Origin of the sequence: Bradyrhizobium agreste, assembly GCF_016031625.1 — a bacterium.
GTDB classification, from domain to species: Bacteria; Pseudomonadota; Alphaproteobacteria; order Rhizobiales; family Xanthobacteraceae; genus Bradyrhizobium; species Bradyrhizobium agreste.
The window spans coordinates 106,249-127,751 of the sequence record NZ_JACCHP010000006.1; the positions used below are offsets into that span (position 1 = coordinate 106,249).

Annotated in this window: 16 protein-coding genes; 6 read left to right on the forward strand and 10 right to left on the reverse strand. The window is 58.1% G+C overall.

Annotation, left to right across the window (positions count from 1 at the left end):
- Positions 1 to 351: 351 nt before the first annotated feature.
- The 3 genes from HZZ13_RS10750 to HZZ13_RS10760 all read left to right on the forward strand — a co-directional run bounded on the left by HZZ13_RS10750 (position 352) and on the right by HZZ13_RS10760 (position 3,996).
- A complete protein-coding gene (locus HZZ13_RS10750) occupies positions 352 to 1,695 on the forward strand; it encodes an O-antigen ligase family protein (RefSeq protein WP_197959583.1) in 1,344 nt (447 codons plus the stop codon).
- Between the two features lie 285 nt (positions 1,696 to 1,980).
- Positions 1,981 to 3,024 carry a rhamnosyltransferase WsaF family glycosyltransferase gene (locus tag HZZ13_RS10755; protein WP_246504374.1) on the forward strand — a complete coding sequence of 348 codons (1,044 nt, stop codon included), beginning with the start codon at positions 1,981 to 1,983 and terminating at the stop codon, positions 3,022 to 3,024.
- 69 nt (positions 3,025 to 3,093) lie between these two features.
- On the forward strand, positions 3,094 to 3,996 hold the full coding sequence (locus tag HZZ13_RS10760) for a 2OG-Fe(II) oxygenase (RefSeq protein WP_197959584.1): 903 nt from the start codon (positions 3,094 to 3,096) through the stop codon (positions 3,994 to 3,996).
- A gap of 78 nt (positions 3,997 to 4,074) precedes the next feature.
- Here the strand turns inward: HZZ13_RS10760 and HZZ13_RS10765 are convergent, their stop codons facing one another.
- The 9 genes from HZZ13_RS10765 to HZZ13_RS10805 form a co-directional block, all read right to left on the reverse strand.
- Positions 4,075 to 5,115: a glycosyltransferase gene (locus tag HZZ13_RS10765; RefSeq protein WP_197959585.1), complete on the reverse strand. Its 1,041-nt coding sequence runs from the start codon at positions 5,113 to 5,115 to the stop codon at positions 4,075 to 4,077.
- Positions 5,112 to 6,251 carry a DegT/DnrJ/EryC1/StrS family aminotransferase gene (locus tag HZZ13_RS10770; RefSeq protein ID WP_197959586.1) on the reverse strand — a complete coding sequence of 380 codons (1,140 nt, stop codon included), beginning with the start codon at positions 6,249 to 6,251 and terminating at the stop codon, positions 5,112 to 5,114. The genes HZZ13_RS10765 and HZZ13_RS10770 overlap by 4 nt, the downstream gene beginning before the upstream one ends.
- A complete protein-coding gene (locus HZZ13_RS10775; RefSeq protein ID WP_197959587.1) occupies positions 6,248 to 7,249 on the reverse strand; it encodes an NAD-dependent epimerase/dehydratase family protein in 1,002 nt (333 codons plus the stop codon). The genes HZZ13_RS10770 and HZZ13_RS10775 overlap by 4 nt, the downstream gene beginning before the upstream one ends.
- Positions 7,246 to 8,415: a DegT/DnrJ/EryC1/StrS family aminotransferase gene (locus HZZ13_RS10780; protein WP_197959588.1), complete on the reverse strand. Its 1,170-nt coding sequence runs from the start codon at positions 8,413 to 8,415 to the stop codon at positions 7,246 to 7,248. Before HZZ13_RS10780 ends, HZZ13_RS10775 begins: the two co-directional genes overlap by 4 nt.
- 109 nt (positions 8,416 to 8,524) lie before the next feature.
- Positions 8,525 to 9,001: an acyltransferase gene (locus HZZ13_RS10785; protein ID WP_197959589.1), complete on the reverse strand. Its 477-nt coding sequence runs from the start codon at positions 8,999 to 9,001 to the stop codon at positions 8,525 to 8,527.
- 38 nt (positions 9,002 to 9,039) lie between these two features.
- Positions 9,040 to 10,509 (reverse strand): oligosaccharide flippase family protein, encoded by a 1,470-nt coding sequence (locus tag HZZ13_RS10790; protein WP_246504375.1) that lies wholly within the window; start codon positions 10,507 to 10,509, stop codon positions 9,040 to 9,042.
- A 49-nt stretch (positions 10,510 to 10,558) separates the two neighbouring features.
- The gene (locus tag HZZ13_RS10795; protein WP_197959590.1) at positions 10,559 to 11,620 is read right to left on the reverse strand and encodes a Gfo/Idh/MocA family protein; all 1,062 of its coding nucleotides are present in this window, start codon (positions 11,618 to 11,620) and stop codon (positions 10,559 to 10,561) included.
- A 105-nt stretch (positions 11,621 to 11,725) separates the two neighbouring features.
- Positions 11,726 to 12,769: a glycosyltransferase family 2 protein gene (locus tag HZZ13_RS10800; RefSeq protein ID WP_197959591.1), complete on the reverse strand. Its 1,044-nt coding sequence runs from the start codon at positions 12,767 to 12,769 to the stop codon at positions 11,726 to 11,728.
- A gap of 398 nt (positions 12,770 to 13,167) precedes the next feature.
- Positions 13,168 to 14,028 carry a glycosyltransferase family 2 protein gene (locus tag HZZ13_RS10805; RefSeq protein ID WP_197959592.1) on the reverse strand — a complete coding sequence of 287 codons (861 nt, stop codon included), beginning with the start codon at positions 14,026 to 14,028 and terminating at the stop codon, positions 13,168 to 13,170.
- 948 nt (positions 14,029 to 14,976) lie between these two features.
- Here HZZ13_RS10805 and HZZ13_RS10810 point away from each other — a divergent pair.
- From HZZ13_RS10810 to HZZ13_RS10820, 3 genes are all read left to right on the forward strand, one after another.
- Entirely contained in the window at positions 14,977 to 17,532 is a 2,556-nt protein-coding gene (locus tag HZZ13_RS10810) for an Ig-like domain-containing protein (RefSeq protein WP_197959593.1), read from the forward strand.
- A gap of 326 nt (positions 17,533 to 17,858) precedes the next feature.
- Complete coding sequence (locus HZZ13_RS10815) at positions 17,859 to 19,562, forward strand: type I secretion system permease/ATPase (protein ID WP_197959725.1); 1,704 nt, start codon at positions 17,859 to 17,861, stop codon at positions 19,560 to 19,562.
- Positions 19,559 to 20,872 (forward strand): HlyD family type I secretion periplasmic adaptor subunit, encoded by a 1,314-nt coding sequence (locus HZZ13_RS10820; protein WP_197959594.1) that lies wholly within the window; start codon positions 19,559 to 19,561, stop codon positions 20,870 to 20,872. The genes HZZ13_RS10815 and HZZ13_RS10820 overlap by 4 nt, the downstream gene beginning before the upstream one ends.
- Here HZZ13_RS10820 and HZZ13_RS10825 read toward each other — a convergent pair.
- Positions 20,859 to 21,440, reverse strand: a complete 582-nt coding sequence (locus tag HZZ13_RS10825; protein WP_197959595.1) for a hypothetical protein — start codon at positions 21,438 to 21,440, stop codon at positions 20,859 to 20,861. The genes HZZ13_RS10820 and HZZ13_RS10825 overlap by 14 nt on opposite strands.
- Between the last annotated feature and the right edge of the window lie 63 nt (positions 21,441 to 21,503).

Genomic DNA, 21,503 nt, shown 5'->3' on the forward strand with positions numbered 1-21,503 from the left:
GGCACGAAGTTTCAGGTCATTAAGACCTGCAGGTTCGAGCCTCGAACCCTGCACAACGGGGCCGGCTCTGTTCGAGCCGTTACCGGTTCCCCCAAGCGCGATGACTTGCGACGAATATTGCAGCCGCACGTCTGCGATGTTTGCCGCCCGGCAAGACTGGCCTGAATTGCCACCCCAGCCCTAATGCCCTTGCCCTCGCGGGAGAGCGAGCTTCCGGAAAATGGACGTTTCGACAAATTCACCGCTCAGTTGGTTGAGAGGAATTTATTTTTATATATTAAAAATTATTTAATTCAACCGAATTGCGGGTATAATCGACGGAGATGTGAGGGGCGCGTCAGGTAATTTGCAATGGTTGATGCGAGTAACACGTTCGGTGTGGAGCTGACTACTCGGCAACAAATACATCACCGAGCTCGAGCGATCCCTAATGGACGGTCCGGTCCAGTACCCATACGACGCGCCAGGCTTCTGGTTGCCGTTGTCGCGCTGGCAGGTATCCTGCTGCCCTCCGAGGTGCAGATCACCCTCGCGCCCGGGGCGAGATTTACTGCAGGGCGGGTAGCGGCAGTCTTGCTCCTTATCCCGGCCCTATTCGCATTGCTCCAGAGAGACCGCCGTATTCTGCTGTGCGATTTCCTCGCCGTCGCGGCCGCCGCTTGGATGATCCTCGCGAGTCTGGCCTCGGTAGGCACCAACGCTTTGTCTTCGGCCGGCGGGGATGCCCTCGACTTTATCGGAGGCTATTTGATAGCGCGCGCCTACATCTTCGGGCGTCCCGCGTTGGATGTCTTCATTCGGGTTCTGAAGATCTTTGCGACTATCGCAATTGTCCTGGCAGTGGTGGACAGCATTTCCGGCCGCTTGATCGTGCATGAAACAGTTGCTGCCATGGTACACGCAGCGGAATGGCCTGCGGCAGGATACAGAAACGGCATGGTGAGAGCCGCATCGACATTTGACCACGCAATTGCATTTGGTGTGTTTTGCGCTCTAACCGCCCCGGTGTTTCTGTATTGGGAGAAGGATCTGCTCGGGCGGACCTTAGCCGCAGCTCTCTGTTCTCTGGGATGCGTGTTGTCGGGTTCTTCGGCCGCGTTGATGGCCTTTGCAGTTGTCCTCGCTGCTTTCAGCTATGATCGGCTGATGATGCGATATTCGTGGCGATGGAGCATCCTTTGGGCCATTGTCGCTGCGCTGGGCTCTGCATTCTTTGTAGTCGCGCAGAATCCATTAGGCTGGATCATTTCCCATCTCACGCTGGATCCCCAGACTGGATACTTCCGCATGCTGATTTGGGAGGTAGGGTGGAGTTATGTCGTTCTGTCTCCGATAACCGGTTATGCCTATGAAACGTTCAACAACAACATCATAGATGGAAGCGTCGATGCGATATGGCTGCTTTACTCGTTGCGATTTGGTATCCCGATGCTCGTTCTGTTCTTTTTGACCAATATGGCGGCGTTGCTTCCAAGCAAACGGCGGCCGGGCAACAATGCCGATGACATCTACATGGATCGAATGCGCCACGCATTTACTCTTGTAATCCTGATGTTCATGTTCACCGGGCTTACGGTTCATTTTTGGAATTACATGTTGACGTTCTGGGGACTGTGCATCGGGATTCGAGCGTCGCTCCGAGAACTATCGGTCGAAATGGCAAGCCGACGCGTTTGCCAGGAAGCCAAAACCTAGCAGGCAATTGGATCGACCATGCAACATTCCGATACAGACTTTCGCAGTCTAATGTCTAACGCGTTCGAACAACCGCGTGTAGAGGTGACCCGTCGGTATCGCCAAGCTCGACGTCTCTTTGCAGAGCATGGACGTCAAGGAGTTGGAAACTGGTTGCGCCGCGCTCTTGCTAGTCGGCTAGCACCTTTCGTCGAGCCTCTGGATGTGCGGCCGGCTGATGTCCTAGCTGTTGATACAAGGGTGCCCCGATGCTGGTCATCGCTGCCCTTGAGCGGAAAAGGTCAGATGGTGATAAACTGGATCATTGTGCCGCCTTCCGCAGGCTCCGGCGGCCATACGACCATGTTCCGCCTGATCGAGCATCTCGAACGTTCTGGACATATTTGTCGTGTTTATCTCTACGATGTTTACGGGGGAGACGCTGACTACTACGGCGCGCGTACAAGGAAACTGTTTCCTGGGTTCGCCGGAGAAATCAATGACGCCATTCGTGGCATGGCCGATGCTCACGCTGTGGTCGCAACGGCCTGGCCGACTGCATATCCTGCCTACCGCGATCCGTGTGTCGGGAAGCGCTTTTATCTCGTGCAGGATTTCGAGCCGTGGTTTCATCCCTTGAGTGCGCGGAGCGAACTTGCTGAGCAAACTTACCGGATGGGATTCCATGCGATCACTGCAGGGCGCTTCCTTGCCGCGAAGCTAAGCGCTGAATATGGGATGACCGCGGATGCGTTTGATTTCGGCTGCGACCGTGCCTACCACCTTCTGAAGGGGGAGGGTAAGAGAGACGGTATCGTATTCTATGCTAGACCTGAAGCACCGCGGCGGGCATTCGAACTCGGGGTTATGGCACTCCAACTCTTCGCCGAGCGCCATCCGCACATCACGATCCACCTCTATGGCAAGCGCATCGGAAGGCTTCCCTTCGCCTTCGTGGATCACGGGCTGTTGCGACCGAACGAACTCAACAGGATTTATAATCATTGCCTGGCAGGATTGAGCCTGTCGATGACCAATGTTTCGCTTGTCCCTCACGAGATGCTCTCGGCAGGGTGCATCCCGGTGGTTAACGACGCCGAGCATAACCGTATCGTCCTCGACAACCGCTTTGTATCGTATGCGCGCCCAACGCCACACGCCCTGGCCGATGCGTTGGGCGCCATCGTAGCAACGCCGGATTTGGCAGGGCTCGCGGCTTCTGCGTCCGACAGCGTGTCCTCAGTTTCCTGGGAGGAAGCCGGTCGCACCGTCGAAAGGAGCATTCGGCATTCGCTGCAACAATCGGCAAGCTCGGCGCCGCGGGGACATAAGGAAACCGTGCAGATTTAATTGTTCTCTGGATAATTCAATGCTGGTTTGGCGGATTATCCGAAACGAAGCAGTGCGAGGAGCAAGGCAATGTTCGATTCGCCCCAACGCGTATCCATCGGCACGGAGCATTTCGGCGTCAGAGAGTTTCTCCCCCTGAGCAAGATGGCGCAGCATCGGGCAATATGGGCCCGGCAATACTCCAGCAATCGACCTTTCCCACACATCGGTATCGACGATTTCTTCGACGACCATATCATTAAGAAGATAGTCGCGAGCTATCCCGGCGAATTTGACGCATCTTGGGACCGGAGGTTTCTCGATGCAGGAACCTATGAGGAGCAAAAGCTTGGTCTCGATCGCCTGGAGGATTTCCCTCCCTACATCCAGCAATTCATAAATGCCCTGAATTCGCGCATCTTCGTCGAGTTTCTTGAACATCTCACGGGGATCGACGGCCTGATACCAGATCCGTATCTCTCGGGAGGCGGTTTGCATATGATTCCGCGAGGAGGCCGTCTTGCGATCCACGCGGATTTCAACACGCACAAGAAGCTCAGACTGGATCGTCGACTTAACCTGCTGCTGTACTTAAACCACGATTGGCAGGAAGACTGGGGCGGGGCCCTCGAACTCTGGGACAAGGATGTCAAGACAAAGGAGAAAGCATATCTGCCGATCGCGAACCGCGTTGTCATCTTTACAACCACAGACACGGCGTTTCACGGCCATCCTGATCCGTTGACAAGTCCCAAGGGAAAATACCGACGTTCTATAGCCTTATATTACTATACGAATGGTCGTCCCGAAGAAGAGAAATCGGCTGAACATACCACAATCTTCAAGATGCGTCCGAATGAAATCCGTCGACGACGCGTCCTTGATGTCGTGAAACCGTTTGTTCCCCCGATCGTATGGCAATTGCCGCGGTTAGCTAGGAAGTGGCGATCCGAGACAGGCAGAAGCGCCGGTCGGAAGGAAACTTTACGATGATTTGACTTTCACCGAACGAGAAGCCCCCGCGCTAGCGCTTCCGCGCGAGTAGCATGGAAACAAAAGCAAGCTCCAGTGCTACACGCCTCGTAAGCGCTGACGTCGCCACCATATCTTTCGTCGTATCCAGTGAATATAGCCGCCGGGTAGGATCGGCTGCAGGATCGGTGGCCAGCGAGGACCCAAACGTCGACGCCATCGTAGCCCGCGGTACTCGGGCAGAGAACGAGCGGCTGAATACGTTTCATTGGCGAAGTTCGCAAGATCATCGACGCAAATTCGATCGATGCGGCGGCGATCATAGGACCAGCACGCGGCCCACAGCGCCTCTTTGGCGAGAGCTCGTCGGGTCATTTCTAGAAGCCGCTCTGCGTCTTCGAGCTTATGTCCATGCGCATGAAAGAACGTTTCAAACGCGGCTCTGCGCTGCACAAGATCGGCAAGCAGGGACTTGAACCTGGTTTCCTGCATACTGCCAGTGTGTCTGCGGTAGTAGGCTTGGTCCACCCGGGCCAAATAGGCGATGCGGGAATGTGCGGCAAAGCGCAGCCACATCTCCAGATCACCTGTATGAGGAAGATCGGCGCAATAACCCCCGAGCTGCCTTTGTAGAGCTGTACGGACCACTACCTCGGGCGAGGAGATGGATGAAGTCGCGGTCTTGCAACGTTGCGCAATCCAATCCATGCCATCCCAAATATCGACACGCGGTTCACCGATCCGGGCCTTCGGCAATTTGTCATTTGATTGGAAGTACAGCGCGTGTCCATAGACCATGCCGACTTCTGGACGACTGTCGAAGACCGCCTGGGCTCGCTTCAAGGCGCCAGGCGTGAGCAGATCGTCGGCGGATACCAGAGCGGTGTAGTCGCCGGCAGCAAGCGCTAGCCCCTCATTATACGTCTTGATGTGACCTTGATTGCTTTCGTGGCGAAGAAATGTCACTCGCGGATCCTCGGCCAGCCAGCCGCCCACCGTGGGGGTGTCGTCGGTCGAGCCATCGTCGATGACGATCACCTGTACTGTGACCCCCTGGCGAAGAATACTTTCAACGCACCCTTGGAGATAGCGCGCATAGTTGTAGCAGGGGACCACAACGCTGAAAGAAGTGTCTCTCATCGGTTGATTTCATTGCGAACCGCGTTAGCCACGAACGCAACGTTCTCTTGAGACATTTGCGCGTAAATCGGCAGCAGGATTGAATGATCCTGCGCGAGTTCGGAATGGCGAAGCTCGTGGCGATGCCTCATCTTGACGTACGGCGGCTCGCGATGGGAGCACATGATGCCGCGGCGAGTCGCGATCTCTATGTCGAGCAGATTTTGCATGACCGAGCGCTGGTCGACGCGATCCGGGAGGCACACGCAATAGCTCTGCCAATTGGACCTGGCCCACTCGGGCTCCGCTGGCAGGCGTAGTCCTTCCAGATTCCCGAGCAACTCAGCGTATCTAGCAGCAACGGCGCGACGCCGCGCCACTAGTTCCGGAAGGCGCTCGAGCTGCTTGCGCCCGACCGCAGCCTGGATGTCGGTCATCCGGTAATTGTATCCGACGACGAGATAGTCCTCGAAAATGACCCGCGGCGAGCCATGCCGAACCGTGTCGGGAACACTCATGCCGTGTTGGCGAAGTAGCCGGAACTTGCGGTCCAGCTCTGGATCAGCAGTGGTGATCATCCCGCCTTCGCCGGTCGTAATCACCTTGCGAGGATGAAACGAAAAACATGCCACGCGTCCGTGCGGTTTGCCGATCCGCTCCCAGGTCCCATTGACCTGGATCCGGCTGCCGGCGGCGCAGGCAGCGTCCTCGATCAGCGCGACTCCGTGACGATCCGCCAACGCGACTAGCGCCGCCAGATTGCAGGGCATACCCATTTGATGAACTGCGATGATCGCTCGCGTTCGCGGCGTAATCGCTTCCAGGACCCGATCAGGATCGATGTTGTAGGTGTCAGGATCTATGTCCACAAAGACAGGTGTCGCGCCCTGGTACTTAATGGAGTTTGCCGTTGCAATGAACGAATGGCTTGCAGTGATGACCTCGTCGCCGGGTCCGATGCCCAGCGCCGCCAGCGCAACCTGCAATGCTGTCGTGCAACTTGATACAGCACATGCAAAGGGAGCATCCACGAGGGCAGCGAATTCCTGCTCGAAGGCGGCCACCTCAGAGCCTTGCGAGATCCAGCCGGACAGGACGGCTGCCCGTGCCGCATCGGCCTCTTCATCGGCGAGCAGCGGCATCGCGATCGGAATCATGACGCAGCCGCTTGTCCTTGGCCGACGGCAGTGAGTTCGCGTTCGGCGCGCCACCATTTCACAAGGTCCATCAGTCCCCGCTCGAGCGAGATGTTGGAGCGGAAACCTAACAGACGTTCCGCTTTCCCTGTCGAGGCGAGCCTTCGCGGCACCGGATTGATCGAGCGTTCCGGCACGAACTCTGGCGCCATTTCGTGGTGGCCCATGACAGAAGCGAGGGCTCGCGCGAGCTGTTCAAGGCTGGTTTCGGATCCGCTACCGATGTTGAACACTTCGTCGGTCACTTTAGCCCGAGCCGCCAATATATTCGCACGGGCCACGTCGGACACGTGCACGAAGTCCATCGTCTGCTGCCCATCGCCAAAGATGATCGGTGGCAGACCGGCTTCCATCCGCTCCATCCAGCGGATCAACACCTCGGTGTAGCGTCCGTGGATGTCCATCCGGCTGCCATAGACGTTGAAGTACCGTAATGCCACGTAATCAAGGCCGTACATGTCGTTGTAACAGCGAAGCAGGCCTTCATTGAAGGCCTTTGCGGCACCATAAAGGGTCCGGTTTTCATAGGGGTTTTGCCGCTCGGTCGTCGGAAACTCCTCCGCCATGCCGTACACAGATGCGGAAGACGCGGCGATCACCTTCTCAACATCGTGTTTGACGCAGAGCTCAAGCAGGTCGAACACTGCATCCACCATGACTTCCTTGGCCGAGCGGGGCTCGGCGGCGCAGTGCGTAATGCGCAGCGCGGCCTGGTGAAACACTATATCGGCAGCTTTGACCAACGCTCCCATCAACTTGGAATCGCGAATGTCGCCATGAACCAGCCGCACCGGACCCCGTTTCAATGCTCGCCGAAGATTTTCTGGTCGTCCTCGCACCATGTTATCGAGCGCGACGATTTCGATACAACCTTCGTCGCACAGCAGGTCTGTGATATGGGAGCCGATAAAGCCGGCTCCGCCAGTGACCAGAATGCGTTTGCCCTTGAGATCGATCAAGACGCCCTCCTGTTGCTGGGCCTTGCCCGAATGTGCACCTCGTTCCCGTCAGTCAGTTCCGCGAATGCCAGCGGCTTTACCTGCTTGAGCTTGGAAATGACGTCGACCACCTGCTCAGGCAACAACTCCGGATAGATAGGGAGCGAGAGGAACTCCTTTGCAAGTTTCTCGGTCACGGGAAGATCGCCGGGACCGTAGCCGAGTTCCGCGTATGCCTTCTGCAAATGAACCGGAATAGGGTAATGAATCGCGGTGCCGATGCCGACGTCTTGCAATGCGCTCTGCGCGTCACCACGGTGCGACAGCGTGACCGCATAAACATGGTAGACATGGCGACTATGCCAGGGTGGCTGAGGCCGACCGAATGAACAGGCGGACAGTAACTGAGCGTATTCCGCAGCTATTGATCGGCGTGCTTCTGTCCAAGCTTCGATATAGTTCATCTTGACATTCAGTACCGCTCCCTGAATCCCGTCCATGCGATAGTTGTATCCAGGGATAACATGATTGTACTTGGTCTCCTGGCCCCAGTCCCGCAGCAGCGAGACTCGACGCGCCAGCTCCGGCTGCGCCGTCACGACAGCCCCGCCTTCGCCGAACGCGCCGAGATTTTTTCCGGGATAGAAGCTGAAACATCCCAGATCGCCGATCGAGCCTGCGCGCCGTCCCTTGTATTCCGCGCCATGCGCTTGCGCGGCGTCCTCGATGACAACGAGGCCATGCCGGCGAGCGATTGACATGATCGGATCCATGTCCGCCATGAGCCCGTGAAGATGAACCGGCAGGAGTGCCTTTGTTCTCGGCGTGATCGCAGCCTCGATCAATGCCGGATCTATTGTCCATGTAACAGGATCGACATCAACGAAAACTGGTCTTGCGCCGCAGTAGAGAATGGCAGCCGTCGTCGCAACGAACGTCATCGAGACCGTGATGACTTCATCACCCGGCCCGATGCCGGCTGCGAGCAGTGCGAGATGAAGCGCCGAAGTACCGCTGTTTACCGATCGGCAATGAGCGACCCTGCAGTAGTCCGCAAAACGTTCCTCGAAAGCAGCCACCTCTGGCCCGAGCACAAACTGCGCAGTTCCAATGGCGCGCGCTATTGCGGCGTCGATCTCGGGCTTGATCTGTCCATATTGGGCTTTCAAATCCAGAAAGGGTATCAAGACGGAGCCTTTCCGCTGAATGCGTTATGAAGGTTTAATATATATTTAATTCTGCATTTTATTCAACAATTAAAAATGAATGAAGCGCCCGTCACAATTAAAGGATTTCTTATCTTTTTACCGCCGTTGTGAGGAGCCGGGCAGGCACTCCGACGACCACTCTCCCCCGTGGAACGTCCTTCGTTACTACCGCCCCGGCGCCAACAGTCGCCCCGGCACCGATCGTCACGCCGCAGAGGATTGTGGCGTTCGAGCCGAGCGAGGCCCCCTTGCCGACAAGCGTCCTCTGCAATGTCCAATCGGAGCTTCCCTGTGGGCGGCCATCGATTGTGGTTGCGCTCGGATATTTGTCGTTCGTGAACATGACGCCATGTCCGATGAACACCTCGTCTTCAATAGTCACGCCCTCGCAGATGAAACTGTGCGAAGATATCTTACAACGCGCACCGATGATTGCTCCGCGCTGGATTTCGACGAATGTCCCGATCCTGGTCTCGTCGCCGACCGAACATCCATAGAGATTGACGAGGTCCGGATGCAAAATCCGGACATCATGGCCGAGCTGCACGTCCTTTGTTATGGCCATCTTCAACCTCTCTTGATGCGATCAAACACTGCGGACTCTCACGAACGCCGTGCATGATGCCGCGGCGCGACGACGGCAAGACCACTCGCCGCATCCTGAATTCGACGTAGCAGCGGATGTGCGGTGAGCAGGAGCCCGAGCCACCAGCAGAGCGGAGCAGCAACAAATGCTGCGATCAAACCCGCAAGCGGTGTGGCAATCCCGGCCTGAATCAGCGCAGCGCAACTCGCCACGCCGGAGCCGGTGATGGCCGTGACGACGCCGCTCTTGATCAGACCTCGCGCAAGATCTCGCGGTCCCACAGCAATGTGCTGCCCGATAAAATACATTACCACCACCGCTTGGAACGGCAGCGTCAGCAGCGCGGACGCTGCGACGGCCTGCACGCCGAAAAAGGAGGCGCACAGGATGACGAGAAGAGAAGGCGGTAGCGAAATTAATGACGAAGACAGTGCGTCTCGGATACTTCCGACGGCCACGAGCACCGGATAGCTCAGGCAAGCAGCAAACAAAAACAAATTCGCGATGCAAAGAAGACGCACCAGCGGAACGATCTCCAGCCAGGTCGGGCCAAGCCAGATCAGAATGAGCGGTTGCGCTACAATTGCAACGGAAATCAGGAAGGGCCATTGCACTGCGGAAAGCAATTCAATGGCCTCGAGATATACCTGCCTCAGATCCGCTCTGCCTTTGGTTTGCGCGACGATCGCCGGCATAATAACGGGGTTCAAAACCTGCACGACCACCTTGTCGAATACCTGCGTGATGTTGATCGCTCGGCTGTACAAACCGACCGACGCAACGTCGAGGATCTTCGCTAAGAACAATTGGGGCGCAAGATTATAGAAGACGTTGATGACAGCGACCCCGCTGGAATAGAGACCAAAACCAATGACGTCACGATACTCTGCCAGAGACAGGCGAAACCAGCTGCGATCCGGTCGGCAACTCAATAGCAATACCGCCAGGATCAGGTTGCCGACGACGCTACCCCAAATTGGCGCCATGTAGCTGAAACCCCACATTGCCAGCGCCATTGACGCGATGGAGCCCGAGCAACCCCCTGCGAGATTGCAGAGTGCGAGCTTGCCGAACTCCATGTCGCGGCGAAACAAGGCCGATACCGTTCCGGATACGGGCAAGAGCAAGAAATTCAGTGCCGAAACCTCGAGACCACGCCTTAAGCTGTCCTGCTCGAAGAGCCGGGATAGGGCGCCGGCGCCGGCAAACATCGTGACGCCGATCAGGGAGGAAACCGCTAGCGTGACAGTAAACGCTGTGCGCAGGCTTGCATGAGACAGGTCACGCTTTTGTATCAGATAGTTGGCGCCCCCAAACTCCTGAAAGGAAGCGGCTATTACCGCGGTAAGGGCATTTGCGATCGCATAGAGTCCGAATTCCTGCGGGGTCAGCAAGCGGGAGAGAACCGCGGTGGCGACAAAGAACAGCGCAAAGTTCGCGTAGCGATCGAGGGCGGAAAGGACGATGGAACGGTGTACTGAGGGCAAGCATTCCCGCATTGTGTTGGACGGACCAGCACGGAAGGTGGTCGAGAGATCAGGCGAGGACCTTTGCACGTTCCGGCATCCTTCGGGGCGGCTTCAACGCGACGGGTTTGCCATGCTCGGCGATAGAGCGGGAGGCTGCTTCAAGGATCTCGATCACCCGGAGGCCCGACATGCCGCTGGAGAGTGGAACGGCGCCAGTGCGCATACAATGAATGAAGTGCTCGACCTCGGTCTGCAGAGCCTCCCTTGCGGAGATGTGCGGCGCCCACATGTCGCCTGCCCGATAGCCAATCCGGAACTGATGGGCATCCTCGGGCGATCCATTCAGGACGATCCCTTTGTCGTAGACCTTGATTTTCTCGGTCGCCTCGAGATCGTCGTAGACGATCATCTTCTTGCTTCCACCTACAAAGGTCTGCCGCACTTTGATGGGTGAGAGCCAGTTGACGCTTACATGAGCGACGCATTTACTCTCGAAGAAGAGAGTAATATGGGCCATGTTTTCGGGCGAGCCGGCCACATGACATGAACCCGTGGCCGACACCGCTACCGGATCTTCCTCGAGGAGATATTGGATGATCGAGATGTCATGGACCGCCAGGTCCCAGATGACATTCACATCGCTCTGGAACAGGCCGAGGCTGGAGCGTGTGCTGTCGTAGTAGTAAATGTCACCAAGCGCGTCTTGGAGCAGTAATTCACGTATCTTCTGTACTGCTGACGTGTAGAGAAACGTATGGTCGACCATGAGCGTGAGGTTTCGCCTGTTTGCCTCCTCGATCAGGCGATGCACCTGTTCGGATGTGGGAGCGAGCGGCTTCTCCACGAATACATGTTTTCCCGCATTTAGCGCGGCGAGGGCCAAATCAAAATGCGTATGGACCGGCGTTGCGATTGCAACAGCATCTATCCGGGGATTTTGCAGAAGGTCTCTGAAGCTGCATGTTGTTTCTATCTCGGGGTGGCGACGTTTACTGAGGGTCAGTTTAGCCGCATCGAGATCGCTAACCGCAACAATGTGCGACGACCCGCTGTCAGCAAAATTTCGGACCAGGTTCGGACCCCAATATCCGTATCCGATAACACCAATTCCTATCGATTCATTCGACATTGATACACCGTATCCGACTGACCGCTTGCAGAGTTCTCATGGCGACTTTGTCAAACGTTTCACTCAATGGTGTCGCTTTCCTCGAATAGCAGAGGCTTTGCGCAATCATCTTGGTTCGAGACCGAAGAAGTGGTACAGCAGCGCCGCCTTCGCCGCCGTGGATTTGCGACGGGTCTTAGGATCATGCTTGATGACCGATAAGATGAACCACGCAATCATGCGAACAAGGTTCGAGACAATGTAGATGGACTTGACCAGCAACCAGGCGCCGAGGCCAAGGTTCTTCCGATGGTAGATCATCGAACTCTTCTGCAGCTGGACAAACATCTTGATGCTCACTTGCGACGTGCTCTTGGCGCCGCCATCTAAATGTACGATCCGGCCCAATGGTGTGAACACGCGCCGCCATCCAGCCTGCGAAAAGCGGTAGCACCAGTCTGCCTCCTCTGAGTAAACAAAGTAGGATTCGTCCATCAGTCCGACCTGCGCGATCGCTTCGCGGCGGACCAGCATGAACATGCCTGTAACGACATCCACATCCTGTTCTGTCGTGCGGTCCCACCAACTCATCTCTGGACGGCCGAATAGTCGAGAGCGCGGAAAGATCCTGGATAATCCTGAGAGGGCAAGGAATACGTTGAGCGGGCTGGGAAAGGAAAAGCCGGTCGGGGTGATGTGATGTTGATCTTCCAGAACTTGGCAGCCGACTACTCCGATATCGGAATGGAGGTCTGCATATTGGACGCATTGCGAGATCGCATCATCCAATATTAGGGTATCGGGATTAAGCAGCAGAGTGAATCGCGCAGCGCCCGCCCGGATGCCTTGATTGCATGCGGCCGCAAACCCACGGTTCTCCGCGTTAACAATCAGCTTCACCTCCGGAAACTCTGCTCGCACCATATCGGCCGATCCGTCTTGGCTATTGTTGTCGACGACGAAGATCTCGAAGGAAGCCGCCCGCGTTTGCTCGAAGACGGAGCGCAGGCAGTCACGCAGAATGTCGCGCGTGTTCCAACTGACGATCACAACGGATACGTCCAACTTGCTGACGGGCACGGCCGTAAGTTGGCTCTTGGCGTTATCACGGTACGCCAGAAGAGGAGCGGAGCATCGATGATCCTGCAATTCCACGCTATACACTTGCATTCATGCCATCTCTCTTCTCGAAATGAGGGCCGTCCAGTTTTGATAGAGAGTTTGAGTGGTGGCCATGAGAGCCGATCCATGCGCGCCAAGCGCGTCGGCTGCCAACAATATCGGATGAGGGGCTGTCAATGATTGTGGCCGGCGTTCTCCGCCTTTGTGTCGCCGACTGTTCCGAAGCATTGGTCCAAAAACTTTCGTAAAGGCGCGACGCTCCGATGGAAGATGAACGCTCAGTTCCATTTGCGCAGCGAAACAGCCTTCTTTTAGCATATTCTTGTTAAATAATAATTATATTAAATCGCGGTACAAGTCAAATTAAATCAGGATAAATAGGGGGCTTGCCCGGCCCGTGCGATCGGCTGCGCCCCCGACCCAACCGGAGCCAGTGCGATGCGGCCTCAAAGGTGGGAACGAGGGGGAGGGGGCCGGCGGGAAGTATCGTCTCGCTGCCAGGCGGCGGCTCTGATCCGGGAGCGGACCAGGGCTTTCGATCGTGCAAGGATACTAACGTAGCAATAGATCAACAGGCCGGGCCACAAACGCGGTTCTCTGAACAAGCCGACGAGCGCCCGATTGTTGGTCTCGCCCTTGTTGGCGGAGAGTTCGGGGAAACGACGGGCGATTTCGAAGGTCCCGGCGTAAGCTCGGGTTCGGACCGCGACGAGTTGCCGGATCGCGCGTGCCGGGAATACCGTCGACCTCGCAGAAGTCAGTGTCTCGCGTTCCTCTGGTTTAAAATGAAGACGGACATAGGTGTCATCTGCGATGACGTCGGGGAACTGAGCGAAGCGTCTACGGCCCGCTTCGGACAAAGCGTACACGCCCGATCCGCCAAACCCCTGCCGGGCCGAGGGTAGGCGGGATCGAACGAGAAAGTACTGACGTACGGGCCAGGAGCAGCCGGTCAGGTCGATATCGGGCGTGGGGGCTACGGCCAGTACATCACCTCGCTCGAGGCGGCGTGTCAGCGCGCGGATGGAGTCAAGCGTAATGCAGATGTCAGCGTCAATATAAATTCGCGGAAAAGTGTGGGAGGTCTGATCGCCGAGGTTCAATGCGTGGGTTTTACTGGCGATCTCGGACTCGATGACGCGAACGGTCCGGCCGAAACCGCGCGCGATGCTCGCAGTTTCATCGCTACAGCCATTGCAAACAACGACGACGCTCAGGTCCTCCGCTCCAGGTGCGTCTACCCATGGTTTCAGAACCCGTGCAATCACGGAGCTTTCGTTGTGGGCAGGGACGACAATTGATGTCATGGCTGCGGAAGAACTCTCTGTCTCTGGACGAGTCCGTTTTACGAGTCGATTTAATATAGTTTGAATGCAAACGATATTCTAGCGAAACTCTGAGCGCCAGAGCCGAAGCGCTCGAGTGCGGGGTCGCGAGTCTCTGGGGTGGATAGCGCGACCGACTCGGAAGCTGCAGCGGAGAGGCAAGCCCGACAAATACTTCATTGGGTATGATTTCGCAGAACTCAGCACGAGCGCGGCGCGGCAGTAACACTCGCATCAGGGGTCTGGCGACCGAGCGGTTGGGCGTCTTGAACGTACGTCGGCTCCGCCGGTGCGAGTTGCAGGTGGTTGTGGCCAAGCGAACCACGGCCATCGCAAACTCAGAACTCTCGGGCGGGCTACCGAGACAACCGAAATTTTGAGAGGCGAATGGAGCGGGTCAGCAACGGCCAGGACCATGCCTCGACGTCATTTGGCAAAATTATGCCTCGATTGTGCGCGGGTAACGGCTACGTCCGACGATTTAAATAGCGGGCACAGGCTGCGGGGTTGGAGTAACGGATTTGACACGTGTTTTGCGTGTGAAAGCCGCATTTGCGCTTGCTCTTGTGGTTGGTGGCGAGCAAGTGCGAGAAAAAGCCTGTGCAGTCGATTTAGAGTCGCCTTGCTCGATGAGCCGTCCGTCGCGAGAATGTTTTCGTGATTCTTTTTTATTGTCGCGCGTGTGGGAGAGATTTTAGATGCGGCGTAGAAAATGAGTCGGCTTCAGGAAGGTATAATTGTTATTTCTATTTAATGCGTGGCTGCGGCCCGTGAGACGCCGCGCACAAAAGGTCGCGGCCGCGCCCACATCTGGTCCTAAAAAAGTCCCTGCGGGTGGAGCATACGCGGCGTGCCTTGCATTGGGGGATTGAGATGTGAGGCCCGCGCCACGTTGGCGAGATGAGAATTTAGATTCGAAGGAGAACTTGGGTGACCACGTACAACGGGACTGTTTATCCGGATGCCACGAACACCGGTGTTCCTGCAGGAACGGCACTGACGCCTCACATCGGGGACCTTGTTGTTACCACTGCTGGAGCAGTTATCTCGGGACTAGACATCACTGGCAGCGTCATTATCAAGGCGCCCAACGTGACGGTTGAGAATTGCAAGATCACGTCCACCGATTTCGCTGTCGTAAACATTTACGATGGGATTACGGGTACGACGATTCAGAACTGTACGATCAGCGGTACCGGTGCTGGTCCACAAGGCCAAAATGGAATTGGCGGTTCGGGAACGTTCCTGAACAACAACATTTACGGTACGGAAAACGGTATCAATGTTGAAGGAAGCAATACCGTCATCAAAGGTAACTACATTCACGACCTCAATGATTCTGCCGGTGCAGCGGGTCACTATGACGGCATTCAGGTCGATGGCGGATTCAACAACGTCACCATAAGCCAGAATACCGTATTCGGACGCGACACGTCGTGCATATTTATCTGCAACGACTTCGGACCGATGGACAACATTGTGGTCGACAGAAACTTGCTCCTCGGACAAAACGATGCAGCGGCCACCATATATGTCTATGAAAAGGCCGATAATCCCGCCCAGATCACCAACGTTCAAGTCACCAACAATGTGCTTGGCAAAGGGTATTGGTTCTGGGCCAATACTCAACTGACCGAGCCTGTCTGGACGAACAACATCGATTACGGGACCGGTCAGATCGTGTCCGTGGACAACACGCTTTCATCGGCGCCTGTCACACAGCCGTCGGCGCCAAACGCGCCTACGATCGCCTCGTTTTCGACCGACAGCGGCGTTGTTGGCGATAAGATCACCAATGACAATACCCTCGATCTCAAAGGCACCGCTGCTGCCGGTAGCACCGTCAAGATCTACGACGGAACGACCCAGATCGGTTCGACGACCGCGACTTCAACCGGCAGCTGGGACTACATTAGTCAGGTGCTGTCAGATGCGAAGCACACGCTAACAGCGACCGCGACCAACGCGTCCGGCCAGACCAGCGCCGCATCGGCTGCGCTCACCGTCACCGTCGACACCAAGGCGCCGGCTGCACCGACGATCACCAGCGACACCGTCAACAGCGCCAATCAGGTGGTGGCGTCCGGGACCGCCGAAGCCAACAGCACGATCAAGGTGTATGACGGCACGACTCAGGTCGGTACCGCTACGACGAACGCTACCGGGGCCTGGACGGTGACGACGGCTGCTCTGGCGGCTGGCACGCACGCTCTCACGGCCACGGCGATCGACGTTGCGGGCAACGTAAGCGCCGCGTCAGCGCCTTTTGATCCTGTCATCGGATCGCCCGGCTCAACAGGGTCCGGCACGTCCGGTTCGGGTACGTCCGGCTCAGGCACGTCGGGCACGGGCACCACTGCACCCGCCGCGCCGACAATCTCCTCGTTCTCGACTGACAGCGGTGTCGCCGGTGATCATATCACGAGCGACAAGACGCTGTCCCTCGCGGGCACTGCGGTTGCCAACAGCACGGTCAAGGTGTTCGACGGCACCATCCAGCTCGGCTCGGTCACGGCGGATGCCACCGGGGCGTGGCACTACACCACCGTGGCGCTGCCGGACGGCAAGCACAGCGTCACTGCGACCGACACGGTCTCTGGCGTCACCAGCAAGGCATCGGCTGCGCTGGATGTCACGGTGGATAGCACTGCCCCCGCTGCTCCGGTTCTGTTGAGCGATCCGACGACACACAACCGCGCAACCGTATCGGGTACGGCGGAAGCCGGAAGCTTGATCAAGCTCTATGAGGGCGCGACCCTGCTCGGCACCGCAACCGTTGCAAGTGATGGCGACTGGAGCGTGACGACCCCGAATCTCAAGCACGGGTCACACACCTTCACCGCGACGGCCACTGACGCAGCCGGCAACACCAGCGCCTTGTCGCAGCCGATCGATCCGCCGATCGGCTCGCACGGGGGCACGAAGGACGCTTCAGCCGTGGAAGTCACCAATGTGCGTCAGCATTGGGATCACACCGCAACGATCAAGGGCACGGCCGATCCCAACAGCGAGATCAAGCTGTATGACGGCACGACCTCGGTCGGTTCGGCCACGACGGATGCCGCCGGCAAGTGGAGCTTCCAGACCTCCGACCTGTCGGGCAAGTCCCACGCCTTTACCGCAGAGCAGGTCGACACCACGGGCCACGTGGTCGGGGCCAGCTCGGGCGCGGCGATCATCGGCACGGGCCGCAGCGACATGTTGACCGGCACCGCTGGTAACGATGTCATGGTGGGCAAAGCGGGGGCGGATACGTTCCAGTTTGCGTCGAACTTCGGGCAGGACGTCATCAAGGGCTTCGCCGCCCGCGGACCTGCTCACGACACGATCGAGTTCAGCAAGAGCGTATTCGACAGCTTTGCGAGCGTTCTCTCCCACGCGGCCCAGTCAGGCCACGACGTCGTCATCGCGGCGGGGAGCGACACCCTCACGCTGAAGAACACGCAGCTCGACAAGCTGAACAGCCACGACTTCCACTTCGCGTAGGGGACAGTTCGGCCACAGAAGCTGGTACTCAACAACTGCCTCGGGGGGTCTCTTGGGGGATCCCCCGACATAGGCATGACTGAAGGGCAGGCGCCATGACTGACGTTGGACGGCGGGGGATGATCCCTCCGCCTGCGAATCTCTATCGAATCCCAATCATGCATTTGTCAGGACTATGGTCGGCCGGGCGTCGGCTGGCGGGCAATGCCGAACTGCCGACGTCGCGGCTCGTCGGCTGGGTAACGCGCTTGGTCGAAGCCCTTCGGCAACGGATATTCGTCAGTCGTTTCCGGCCGGCGGAGAACTATGAGGAGCCGCACTCAGAGATGTCGGCATTCCTGCGGTCTTGCCGCAGGATATTCTGGGCGCTCGCGGCCTTCAGCGGGATGAGCAACCTCCTCATGCTCACCGGCTCGTTCTTCATGCTGCAAGTCTATGACCGCGTGCTGCCTGGGCGCAGCATACCGACCTTGGTCGCCTTGATGGTTCTGGCTACGGTCCTGTACCTGTTTCAGGGGGGGCTCGACTTCGTCAGGAGCAGGATCAGCGCGCGGGTCGGCCGGTATTTTGATGAAAGGCTCGGCCTCCGCATATTCGACGCGCTTGTTCGTCTGCCGTTAAAGACGAGGGCCGATGGCGACGGCTTGCAGCCGGTGCGGGATCTTGATCAGGTCCGCAGCTTCCTGTCGAGCGGCGGGCCGACCGCGCTGTTCGATCTGCCCTGGATGCCGATCTATCTCGGCGTTTGCTTTCTCTTTCACTTTTGGATCGGCGTCACCGCGCTGGTTGGTGCGCTGGTGCTGGTCGGCATTACGATGCTTACGGAAACGCGCACCCGGGGTCCGGCAAAGGCGAGCTCGCGTCTCGCCGTTTCGCGAACTGCCCTCGCACTCGAGGGACGGCGCAATGCCGAAGTTCTGCAGGCCATGGGCATGCGGCAACAGGCGGCCTTGCGTTGGCGGGATGTCAACGCGAAGTATCTCGCGGCCCATGAACGGGCCAGCGACGTCGCAAACGGCCTCGGTGGTGCCTCGAAGATTTTCCGGGCGATCTTGCAATCGCTGGTTCTTGCCGTTGGCGCCGTCCTCGTCATCAATCAGGAATCGACGGCGGGCATCATCATTGCCGGATCGATACTCACCGCGCGGGCCCTGGCGCCGGTCGAAATGGCCATCGCGAACTGGAAGGGATTCGTTGCCGCGCGACAATCAGGGCAACGGCTCGATCACTTGCTGAAGCTTCTGCCTCACGAGGAGGAGCGGTTGGCATTGCCTGCGCCTGTTGAAACCCTTACCGCCGAGAACCTCTATATCGGTGCCCCGAACTCCGAGAGGCCTACCCTCAGCGAAGTGTCGTTCCAGCTGCGGAGCGGGCAGGCAGTCGGAATCATCGGTCCGAGCGGATCTGGCAAGTCGACGCTGGCACGAGCGCTGGTTGGGGTATGGCCGTGCATTCGAGGCCGGATACGGCTGGACAACGCCGCGCTCGAGCACTGGTCTTCCGACGCCCTCGGCAAGCATATCGGTTATCTGCCTCAGGATGTCGAATTGTTTGACGGCAGCATCGCGATGAACATTGCGCGGTTTGATCCGCAGGCGACGGCCGCGGCTGTTCTGGAGGCCGCGCATGCCGCGGGCGCGCATGATCTGATCCTCTCGCTTCCGGATGGCTATAGCACGAAAATTGGCGAGGGAGGATTGGCGCTGTCGGCGGGGCAGCGGCAGCGTATCGGACTTGCACGTGCCTTCTACGGCAAACCGTTCCTGGTCGTGCTCGATGAGCCCTCGTCAAATCTCGACGCTGAAGGCGAGGAGGCGCTGACGGAGGCGATCCTGAACGTGCGTCGCCGTGGCGGGATCGTCGTCGTTGTCGCCCATCGCCCGAAGGCGCTCGAAGGCGTCGATCATGTGTTGTGCCTCGGTGACGGCAGGGTTCAGTCCTTCGGCAAGAGGGAGGAGGTCCTCAAGAAGGTCTTGCGAAATCCCGTGCCGCTCAAGGTGGTCGCGGAAGCTCAGGGAGGCAACCGATGAACGGCCAGGTGACGCCGGCGATGCAGTCCATCCAGCGCTACATGATCGTCGGTATGATCATGCTCGGTCTGGTGACGTTTGGGGTCGGCGGTTGGGCGACAACAAGCCAATTGTCGGGTGCGGTCATCGCTCAGGGCGTGGTCGTGGTGGATTCGAGCGTCAAGAAGGTTCAGCACGCCACTGGCGGAATCGTGGGGGAGCTGCGTGTGCGCCAGGGCGATCGGGTGAATGCAGGCGACGTCCTGATCCGCCTCGACCAGACGCAGACGCTCGCGAATGCGACGATTGTCACCAACAGCATCGATGAGCTGCTGGCGCGGCAGGCTCGCCTCGAAACCGAGCGCGACGGTGCCGAGCAGGTCGTGTTTCCGAAGGTGCTGCTCGACCGGGCCAAGGAGAGCAACTCCGAGGCGAGCCGTGCGATCACTGCGGAGCGAAAGCTGTTCGATCTTCGCCGCCAGGCAAGGAGCGGCCAAAAAGCGCAGTTGCAGGAGAAAAGCGCGCAGCTGGAAAACGAGATCAAGGGCTATATGGGGCAGTCCGAGGCCAAGCAGAAGGAAGTCGAATTCATCCGCCAGGAGCTGGAGGGCGTACGCAGCCTCTGGCAGAAGAATCTGGTGCCGATCACGCGGCTCAATTCCCTCGAGCGCGACTCCGCCCGCATCGAGGGCGAGCGCAGTCAGCTCGCAGGAATGATTGCTCAGTCGAAGGGCAAGATCTCCGAAATCGGACTCCAGATCATTCAAATCGACCAGGACCTCCGGACGGAGGTCGGCAAGGACTTGATCGAGACCCGCTCGAAACTCTCCGAGCTGGGCGAGCGCAAGACTGCGGCGGTCGATCAGTTGAATCGGGTCGACATCAGGGCGCCGCAATCCGGCCGCGTCCACGAGCTCAGCGTCCACACGGTCGGAGGCGTGATCTCTCCCGGCGAGCAAATCATGCTGATCGTCCCTGATGCGGACTCGCTCGCGGTCGAGGTCAAGATCGCACCGAAGGATATTGACCAGGTCTATGTAGGGCAGACCGCGACGATGCGCTTTGCAGCGTTCAACCAGAAGACCACGCCCGAAATCGACGGCGAGGTCAGCATGGTCTCGGCAGACATCACGCAGGATCAGCGTGCCGGCACGAGTTACTACACAGGCCGCGTCCTGCTGAAGACGGAAGAGCTGGCGAAGCTTGGCTCGGCCAAGCTCGTGCCCGGCATGCCGGTCGAGGTCTTCATCAAGACGGCAGGCCGGACAGCGCTTTCATACTTGCTCAAGCCGCTGCAGGATCAGGCCGGGCGGGCGTTCAAGGAACGCTGAGCTCGTGCAAGATGGCAGCAGCGCGCGACTGCATGAATTCGGGACTGGCGTCCTTTCCGTGGGCATCTGTGTTGCGACCAGTCCCGGAAAGCACCGCCGGGCGGTCGCAAGCACCGCGAGCGGGCGTGCCGATCCAAGGAGCGCGCGTCGCAAACCAGACCGGCGTCTGCGGTCTGATTTGAAGTATCCACCGCAGCATTCTGGTTATCGGCGCGCCGCAAGAAATCGGGTGGAACGAACGTGACGAGGTCGCCCACCTCCCGGTGAACTGTAGTAAATCGCGCGCCGACCGCGCTAGATGCCTGTTTTCTCTGGGAGAGATGATGGGACGCTCGAACGATCGTCCGCTCAGTACGTCCATGTGCTTGGCATGCAGGCTCATTGCGGCCATGAAGCCGAGTATTGAAGCTTCGGCTCCCAGAATGACGAGTAGCTCGACTGGCATGTGAGATAGGTCCTGCCCGAGAAAGCCTGTCTGGCCGCGGTAAATATTTAAATAAACGATAAAAACGTATGGTGGCAAATAATTGTCGACCTTGCGCGGCGCGACTGGCGTCGCCGCGCTCACCGTCTTCCGCCGAGAACCAATGGCGTCGATCGAGGCCGTCTCGTTCCCCTTCTATTCATTCCC